Source organism: Pedobacter sp. Leaf132 (assembly GCF_920984695.1).
In the GTDB taxonomy this organism is placed as follows: Bacteria; Bacteroidota; Bacteroidia; order Sphingobacteriales; family Sphingobacteriaceae; genus Pedobacter.
Window position 1 is genome coordinate 788,410 of sequence record NZ_CAKLBO010000002.1, and the last position, 9,822, is coordinate 798,231.

6 protein-coding genes are annotated in these 9,822 nt (G+C 39.4%); 1 reads left to right on the plus strand and 5 read right to left on the minus strand.

Going from position 1 to position 9,822, the window contains the following annotated elements:
• Positions 1-10: 10 nt before the first annotated feature.
• From LUA86_RS07225 to LUA86_RS07240, 4 genes are all read right to left on the minus strand, one after another.
• Positions 11-3,319, minus strand: coding sequence for a TonB-dependent receptor (locus LUA86_RS07225; protein ID WP_231459936.1), 3,309 nt, complete (start codon positions 3,317-3,319; stop codon positions 11-13).
• An 846-nt stretch (positions 3,320-4,165) separates the two neighbouring features.
• A complete protein-coding gene (locus tag LUA86_RS07230; protein ID WP_231459937.1) occupies positions 4,166-5,068 on the minus strand; it encodes an alpha/beta fold hydrolase in 903 nt (300 codons plus the stop codon).
• Positions 5,069-5,140: 72 nt separating this feature from the next.
• The gene (locus tag LUA86_RS07235) at positions 5,141-5,560 is read right to left on the minus strand and encodes a nuclear transport factor 2 family protein (RefSeq protein ID WP_231459938.1); all 420 of its coding nucleotides are present in this window, start codon (positions 5,558-5,560) and stop codon (positions 5,141-5,143) included.
• A 40-nt stretch (positions 5,561-5,600) separates the two neighbouring features.
• Positions 5,601-6,164, minus strand: a complete 564-nt coding sequence (locus LUA86_RS07240; protein ID WP_231459939.1) for a TetR/AcrR family transcriptional regulator — start codon at positions 6,162-6,164, stop codon at positions 5,601-5,603.
• Between the two features lie 698 nt (positions 6,165-6,862).
• On the opposite strand from LUA86_RS07240, the gene LUA86_RS07245 reads away from it, so the two are divergent.
• On the plus strand, positions 6,863-7,312 hold the full coding sequence (locus tag LUA86_RS07245; RefSeq protein ID WP_231459940.1) for a VOC family protein: 450 nt from the start codon (positions 6,863-6,865) through the stop codon (positions 7,310-7,312).
• Between the two features lie 428 nt (positions 7,313-7,740).
• Here the strand turns inward: LUA86_RS07245 and LUA86_RS07250 are convergent, their stop codons facing one another.
• Positions 7,741-9,483: an ABC transporter ATP-binding protein gene (locus tag LUA86_RS07250; protein ID WP_231459941.1), complete on the minus strand. Its 1,743-nt coding sequence runs from the start codon at positions 9,481-9,483 to the stop codon at positions 7,741-7,743.
• Positions 9,484-9,822 lie beyond the last annotated feature (339 nt).

Sequence of the window (9,822 nt, forward strand, 5' to 3'; positions counted from 1 at the left end):
GCTCCCAAGCTTAAAAACTAACGTTTAAACCAAAAGAAAAGCTTTTCATTAATGGATAATTATAACCATCGCCATTTGTGCTGCCTGAGTTCAAATCCTGATCGGATGGGACTGCGTTTTCAACATCAATGGTATTTTTTACAACCTTATACATCGGCGAATAAGTGAACAGGTTTTCTCCGGAGAAAAATATCTTGGCCGTTCTGCCGCCAATTCGGTTAATCAATCTAGCTGGCAAAGAATAACCTACCTGAATATTCTTCATTCTCAAATAGGCCACGTTTTGCAAATAACGGGTTTGCGCCACACCAAGGGTACGGTTTGTATTGCTTGAAGCAGCCCTGGACATTGTTCTTGGAAAATAAGCATCCGTGTTTTGCGGGGTCCACATATTGCCTAAGTGGAAAGTTGGGATATTGTTGTATGGCCTGTTATATTGTCCCCAGAACATTTCTGTCTCTGTACTTGGATACCATTGTTGTTTGCCCACACCCTGAAAGAAAACTGCGAAGGAAAAGCTATTCCAGTCTGCGCCGAGGTTTACACCATAGGTATATCTTGGCGCTGAATTACCAATAATCCTTCTGTCGCCAGACTTGCCAACCTTGTTCTCGCCAACATTAATCAAACCATCCCCGTTTAAATCCCTCAGCTTAATGTCACCAGGAAACCATCTGCCAGTTGGAGAAGCACGCATCTGCGGATCCTGCCTCGCATGAGATGCAATGTCAGCCTCATCAATAAAAAAACCTTCTGTTTCGTAACCCCAGATTTCCCCCAGCGTCTGTCCCTGGTAATAATCACTCAGCAGCTTATCCGGGTTATTATATTTGTCAATTCTGGTCTTATTATCCGCAAGGGTTAACCTGACATTGTAGCGTACAGGTTTATCCCCACGACCAATTTTATCGTTCCAGCTAACCGAAGCTTCCCATCCGCGTGTGGTTAAATCAGCATAATTCCCTTTAGGCACATCCGCCCCGAATACCGCCGGCGGCGTCAGTCCGAAAGTGAACATATCCGTTGTTTTGCGGATATAAGCATCACCGGTTAAACTTAAACGGCCTGATAACATTGTCAAATCCAGACCAAAGTTGCTTGTTGTGGAAGTTTCCCAGGTTAACCCATCCGGTAAAACCGCAGGGTTACGGGTAGTTTGAGGGCGCGAGCCGTTGAGAATGACGCCAGACTGGCTAACATTAAAGATTTCCTGGAAAGCATAGGATGCAATATTACCATTACCCAGTGAACCATAGGATGCCCTAACCTTTAAATCCGAAATCAATTTATCAGATACCTTCCAGAAGGATTCTTTATTAATCCTCCAGCCAGCAGAAACAGATGGAAAGAAGCCGTAACGCTGGTTAGCCGGAAATTTAGATGAGCCATCATAACGGGCATTTACTTCCAACAGGTACCTGTCTTTAAAGCTATAGTTTAACCTCGAGAATCCACCCAGAATCGCCCATTGTTCATAACCGCCACCAGTGGTGATGGACTGGCCCAAAGCCAGGTTCAAATCTGTAGCATCCTCGAAAATAATTCCGTTACGCTGTACCGCAAGTCTGTTGTAGGTTGACTGCTCATAGTTGTAGCCTGCCATAGCTTTTAAGTAATGGTCTGAACCAAAACGATCCTCAAACTCAGCATAAATATTTGTAGCCAGGTAATTGGTTTCACGCTGATCAAAAGATAAATCATTTGTCGTTGTTCCAATATAGGAAGTCACGCCACGGGAGTTACTATATGGTACCTGTACCCTTTTTTGATCCCGGTTATTATCTGTATTTCTGAAGGTAAAATCTGCATTCACCCTGAATTTATTACTAAAGAAATTACTTCTTAGTCCGGTAATGTTCCTGAAAACCTGACGACGGGTATCAATCCCGTTTTTGCCATAAATAAAATCACCGACAGTATAAGCAGCGGCAAAGGTTAATGAACCGTCAGGATTAAAAATAGGCATCGTTGGCTTCCCTTCATCAGCAATATTTCTCCAGATACCGCCACCCTCTCCAACATTAATCGGGTTGTGGTAATTCATAATCGAATAATCCGCATTGTTCTCAATGCTTAACCATGGAAAAACCTGTACCGAGCCCCTTGCTCTGATATTTTTCATATCATAGTCGTCAGTGTTGTACCTGAATAACCCGTCCTGGTTTAAAAAGCGGCCCGATACTAAATACGAAACCTTGTCACTCCCACCACTCACCGAAAGATTATTTTCTGTTGCTGAGGTATTTTTCTTGTACAGTTCAGCATAATAATCTGTGCTGCCATAATAGGTATATTCTCCGGTGGTTGGATTCACCTCGATTTGGTTGTAAGGCTGACCAGATTCTACCCTACGTTTAAACTCATCCAAATAAGCTTGTGAGAATTTCTGGGTTTTGTTAGCATTCTGCGGGAAGGCACCATCACCGTTAACAAAGGCTTCGGCAAACATTTTAGCCCAGGTATAACCATCGGTTACAAAATCAGGCACCTGCAATGGGTTTTTAATTGAATAATTTGTAGAAAAGGCAACATTTGTCCTTCCCTTTTCTGCTTTCTTGGTTGTGATTAGAATTACACCGAAGGCTCCCCTGGCACCATAAATAGCTGCCGATGCTGCATCCTTAAGTATAGAAACGGTCTCCACATCGTTTGGATTCAGCAAACTCGGATCACCCTCAAATCCATCAATTAAAATCAGCGCACTCCCGCCCTGACCGATAGAAGTTGCCCCACGAATATTATAACTTGGCGACTGCGTCGGTTTACCATCCATCATCTTTAAATTTAAGTTCGGCAGTAAACCCTGTAAACCTTGAGTCAGGTTGGTAATCGGACGGTTCTCTATATTTTTAGATGTTATCTGATCAACCGCCCCGGTTGCATTTTCTCTTTTTTGCGTGCCATAACCAACAACCAGTACTTCGTTGAGCGTTCCAGTCTCGCCTTTCATGGTTACATTTAGCGGTGTGTTTTCATTCGCTTTCACCACAATCTTACTTAAAACCGCCGTGGTGTAAGAAATGAAAGTGACCGTTAGGTTATAAGTTCCGGCTGGCGCAGTTACCGAAAAAGTTCCATCAGGACTACTTTGCACAACTTTGTTAATTTCTTTGATAAAGATGCTGGCACCAGGAAGCGCTTCGCCCTTCTCATCCACAATTTTACCACTGATTGTTCCCGGGGACTGGCTGATATTTTCAAACACAGCAGCACCCGGTTTTGCAGCTGCCATTACCGGCGCCGAAATTGCATTGCACAGAAAACAGGCTATTGTAGAATACAGTACAAACTTCCTGACTTGCAGTAAAGATTTTTTCATTAGTCAATTAATTAGTTTATTTTAATAAAAGGTTTTAGTTCTTTCCAGTTGGGTTGGATGCGGCAAAGCTAGCCCTGTAATGTGAAGGTATCGTTAAAGTTAATTTACCTCTGCGTAATGATTAATAGCTATAAGGTTATCAAATCAATAACCCGGGAGCTCATCGGTTAAGCTAAACCAGATTTAAAATTTCCAGATATAAAAATTAGCTCAACCCTTGTCACCAGACCAGGGTCTTCGAACTGCTTGGGTAATAGACAGGCTGGAACAGTGACTGTTCCATTCATAGTTCTGATAAGCTGTATGTCTCGGGATTGCAGCAACTCAGGATAATCGCCAATATTGGGTATAAATTCGGATTATACAGAACAGGGTACTAATGAATTCATCAGTTTTTATTAACAAAAACTTAATCTGAATAACTGGGCGGTGGTTAATGAAACAAGTTTTATGTTTTAAATGCCTAGCAAGCACGAATGGGGAAACTTGACCAAAGCAAAAAAATTCATCCGTATATACAGGATAAGAATTTTAAAATCAGAAAAAATAAAAATACCTTTCACGATGCCTGTGAAAGGTATTAGTTTAGCGTATTTGGCTCAGACCATCAAATTTCTCCGAATCGACCAACATCAACTTGTCAAGATTATTGCATTGTCGGCCAAATCTCGCAAAACATTCTATAGCCGAACTGCAGAAATTTATATATGTTCATTCAATAATTGGCCAAATTTTAGACATTCGGTTAGCATTATCACCTATGGTGAGCAACCTTATAGAGAATACCGTGATGATCTAATTTCATTCCCTGCCTTGCAAATCCCTTATCTTATAGGCAAATGACACCTATTTGCTAACTTTGGTCATAAATACTCTAATTTTTGCAATTATATCATCTCCGTCTTCTTCCAATGCGAAATGCCCGGTATTATAAATATTATAGTCGATATCCATTACATCTTTTTTGAAAGCAGCTGCTCCACTTTCAGGAAAAAACTCGTCATTTTTTCCCCAAACCATTAGTAAAGGTGGTTGATTGTCTTTTAAATACTGTTGCCATTTGGGATATAATTTCAGGTTGTTCTGATAATCGTAAAATAAATCCAAATTTACTTTATGTGCATTTGGTCTTGAAAGTCTTAAATAGTCTAAATGCCAGGTATCCGGATTTATGGTTTCAATATTTCTTGTTCCATGTGTATATTGCCATTTCAAACCGTCCAAAGAAAAGGCCGGCAGGATTGCTTTTTCAGTCTCAGGGTTTCGGTCTTTCCAGAGAGCTCTGATTCCAGCCCATGCATCTCCCAAACCTTCCAAATAGGCGTTTCCGTTTTGATTTATTATTGCCGTAACCCTTTCCGGGTGAGCTGCTGCAATTCTGAAACCAATCGGTGCACCGTAGTCTTGTATCATTAATGCATAGGAGACAATTTTCTTCTTTTCAAGAAAGGCGTCCATTGTTTTTGCAATATTATCAAAAGTGTATTCATATTCATTTTCTGAAGGAAAGTCGCTATTCCCGAATGAAGGGTAATCTGGTGCAATCAGATGAAAATCATCAGATAGCTGCGCCAACACTTTACGGTACTGGTGTGAAGACGAAGGGAAGCCATGTAATAGCACCATCGTTGGTTTTTCAGGGTTTCCAGCCTCTCTGTAGGCAATATCAACACCCTCTACTTCGATGGTTTTAAATAATGTGGGATGGTTGGGTATCATACTTTTTGATTTATTGTTAGTTTTACTCATTGTTTGGCTCTGACATCCAAAAACTGCGAATATTAAATAAGCTTTGAAAGGATTATTTTTCTCATGGTCCAATTATAATAATCTTCTTTCTGCCTCTTCAATTTTTAAGTCATTGATGCTTGCGAACCTTTTTTGCATTAGTCCATTTTCATCAAATTCCCAATTTTCGTTCCCGTAAGCTCTATACCATTGACCTTCTGTATCCCGGTATTCGTACTCAAATCTAACTGCAATACGATTATCAGTAAATGCCCAAAGCTGTTTTTTAAGCTTATAATCCAGTTCATTTTTCCATTTGTCAGCAAGAAAATTCTGTACTTCATTTCTTCCGTTAATGAATTGGTTTCGGTTACGCCATTGCGTATCCAGTGTATATGCTTTTGAAATCCGGATAGGGTCCTTGCTGTTCCAGGCATCTTCTGCCTTCTGAACTTTTTGCAGTGCTGTTTCCTCGTTAAAAGGTGGTAGTGGATGCATTGGTGTCTGTTTCATAATTTACCGAACGTTTGTTAATTAATTTATTTAAATTTTTTTAATCTTTTAAATATCGCTCTTCAATATTTTTCAACGTACTTTTAAAAATACTGATATCAGTTAATCCTTTTGATACAATTAGGCTGCCTTGTAATTCTATCAAGGTCTGAATAGCGTATTGCTGAGATTGTTTGGCAGTAAACTTTAAGGCTAAACCCAACGCATTGAAAGCGAAAATCCATTTATCCATACCGGATTTTATCTGTTGCTCAAATAATGACAATCCGCTTTGCATAGAAAAAGCGCTGAAAACACACGTTTCTTTTCCGCCATCATAGAGAACCTCAATGTTTTTCAGAGCAAACCTCAACCTTGAGTTTGTTGATTTGTTGTCGTCCAGCAGAGGAAAATAAATATTTTCATCCACCCAGTGATCTATATTGTTCAAGACACATTCCGCCATCTCCTGTTTTCCATTTGGAAATCGGTGATAAAGACTTGCTTTTTTTAATCCGGTAACTTCTGCTAGATCATTTAAACTCGCTCCTTCATAACCTTTAGCCCTAAAAACTTTTGTAAGTCCGGAGATCATATCTGCATCTAAAATTTTCTGTGGTCTCATGCTGCAAATATATAAAAAAGATTTAAATTACCAAACGTTCGTTAAAATATTTATTTTTGATTCTTCGCGGTCAAAGCTAAAAAGCATTAACGAGTATTTCCACAGAATAACGGTTGCCCACCTATATTAGGAAGCCAGAATCACAGGAATGCAAATCAGTTATGGGGATACCGTATGGAATTACCAGACAAAACGGACTTTAAGTGTCCACGAAAAAATGAAAAATATTGTGAGTCATAAACGGCGCAGCCTATTCAATTTTCAATGCGAATTTAGATTTCCAGTAATCCGCTTTGCGTCTTCTTAAATAAAGGAAGAAAATTAGTATTATCTTATATAAAGAATAGACAGAGATTTTTGGTGCGTTATGCCTTTATAATTAAAGGAAGATTATTGATAGAGCTAAAGAATTACTTTAGGTTATTGTCTCGAAAAATGAATATTATAGTTAGGAAAAAAAGAAATCTACATTCAGCATCTTCTAATGGTAATATAGTCTATTGTAAATGGCAAATATAAGAGAACAAAAGAAGCAATAAACCTGACGTTTCTTGTTGTTTTACTGCAGAATATTTGAAGGAAAAACAATACTTTTAAATGGCTTAAAGAACAAAAAAAATTATTACCCTAGGAAAAGACGAATTGCAAAAAATTATAACTTTAATACTGATACGTACAATCAAGTCAATATTTATATCATGAACATAAAGTATGCACATACCAACATCATAACAAAGGATTGGAAGGAACTTGCACGTTTTTATGAAACCGTGTTTAATTGCATAGCGGTTCCGCCTTTACGAAACTATCAAGGGGAGTGGCTTGAAAAAGGCACTGGTGTCATTAATGCGAATTTACAAGGGGTACAATTACGGCTACCTGGCTATGGGGATAATGGACCGATATTAGAAATCTATCAGTATTCAGAAATAATTAATGCTGAAAGACACTTAGCTAATCAAAAGGGATTTGGACATATCGCATTTAAGGTAGAAGATATTGCTGGGGTTTTAGCAATAGCATTAAACAATGGAGCATCGAAAATTGGAGAGCTAAGCGAACATCATTTTGATAATATCGGTGTACTTAGGTTTATTTACATCGCAGACCCGGACGGGAATATAATAGAACTCCTGAACTGGAGTTGATATTAATTTCGCAAACATAGAAATTTGAAATTGAACGCTTTGTGATTAGAAATTATCAGCCATCTTGCAGCCTAAATATTATAATTATTAGAGGGATTTCGAGCTAAAATTTTAATAGGATGCTTTAAGACTGGGCATTTAATTTTATAGCCTGCATAAACCAATTTCCTTGACCCCTTATCGCCAATTCTCCAAAATGCAGACAAGCAAAACTTTATAGCAAATTTATTTCCGGTGAGAGGGGGTCAGCGTACTCAGGTTATCCAGTCAGCGTATGAGGCCACCAAGAACATAAAAAAGACGGTAATCATCTTTTTTTAAAAATGATACCCCTCTTTTTCACTGATGATATACTTGTTTCATTTAAAGAAGTAAATGCCAATAGGCGGATTGATAAAAATCTCTCAAGTCATCGGTAGAAAGAAGTATTATCTTCTCTCCCCAATTTGCTGGCGCCACATGGAATAATACAATCCTTTGGCTTCCAGGAGCTCGTTGTGCGATCCTACTTCTGAAATTCTGCCTTTTTCCAACACAAAAATGGTATCAGCATGCATTATCGTAGAAAGCCTGTGGGCAATCAGTATCGTCATCTGTTCCCGCCTGCCGGAAATATTGCGGATTGTGGTTGAAATTTCCTCTTCGGTGATGGAATCCAATGCAGAGGTAGCCTCATCAAAGATCAATAGCCTTGGTTTTCGTAGTAATGCCCTGGCAATAGAAATGCGCTGCTTTTCCCCACCCGAGAGTTTCATTCCATTTTCTCCCAATACCGTTTCAATGCCATTGGCGGTCTTGGCTATTAAACCTAAAGCCGAAGCTTTCCCGAGCGCATCCATAATATCCTTATCACTTGCAGCAGGATTTACAAAAAACATATTATCCTTAATCGATCCGGCATAGAGCTGAGTTTCCTGGGTAACAAAGCCAATCTGACGACGAAGCGGATTGTATCTCACCAAATTTGAAGATATCCCGTTGAAGTTTATCTCGCCGTCATTTGGAAGGTAAAGGCCAACCAGCAGTTTGACCAGGGTTGATTTACCAGAACCGGATGGCCCGACGAAAGCCACTGTTTGTCCACGATTTATAGAAAATGAGAGGTCATCAATAGCATTGTAAGAAGCTGTCTTATGCCGGAATACGACATTCTTAAATTCCAACCGTTCAAGGGCTCCAACTTCGACTGAATTTTCCGGACGTACCTCAATTTGCTTCGCCATCAACAAATCAAAGGTCTTTAAGGAAGCATCCGCCTCTCTGTACAGAATTATCATGTTACCAAAATCCTGAAGTGGCGTAAATATCGCGGTGGATATAAACTGCATGGCAATAAGCTCACCTGTGGTCAGTATATTACGAAATATTAACCACAGCAATATGAACAATACGGATTGTTTCAATAGGACCAAAAGTCCACCTTGCAAAAACGAAAGGCTGCTAACCTTTTTGGCCTTTAGCATTTCCAGGTCAAAAATCCTTTTAGTCTGATCGTTTAGCCTCCTGATTTCTGCAAAGGTCAGTCCCAGGCTCTTTACCAGCTCAATGTTCCGAAGACTTTCAGTGATGATTCCAGCTTGTTTGTCGGCCTGTCTGTTGATGGACCTCTGGATAAATTTTATTTTTTTTGAAACCAGACCAGTTAGCGACCCCAGCACCAGTACACCGATAAAAAAAACAGGGATGAGCATCCAGTTTTTATTTATACTGTACCATAATAAAAAAGCGACACCAACCAAGGAGGAGAATAGGATATTGATAAATGCATTAATGAACCGCTCCGCATCAGTCTTTACCTTTTGGAGTACAGATAACGTCGTGCCACTCCTGTTTTCCTCAAATTCCTGAAAAGTCAGGCGCAGTGTCTGCTTCAAGCCGTCATTAAATATATTCATGCCAAAGCTGGCAACAGCTTTCCGGGTAAGAAATTCCTGGACTGACTTGCATAACCTGGCGAGCAGAGCGATTCCCAGCGCAATGATTAACCAGTAAATTACTTTAGAAACCAATTCAGACTGATTGAGTCCAAATTTGTTGGTTGAGTAATCATCAATAATCTTCCCGAAAATAACCGGGTCAAGCAGGCTTAACAGCTGCGAAATTGCAGCCAGGCACAGCGATAATATAATTAACCATCTATGGGGAAGTAAGTATCTGACTAAAATCTTCATGTAACATATTAATAATAATATCTTATTCAACGTCAATCCCGCTCAATGGTTTTGATTCCTTGAGAAAGATACCTGACAGAGGAAGGCATCATGTCATGATAAAAAATGGACACATGTTCGCTTTGATTAATGTGAAGATGCTAACTACAGAACCTATATTGCAAGCTCGCCGATTTTTAGATCCATTTAATGCATAAATTGAGGTAGGCTTAAGTGGAGTTGCTACATTTGACTGGAGGAATTTAGTCGTCAGATTTAGAAAGAAACTTTTAAATTTGATTATATGAGCAGACGAATGTTTGATGAATCCTTCAGGAAGATGGCAGTAGAGCTTTCTTA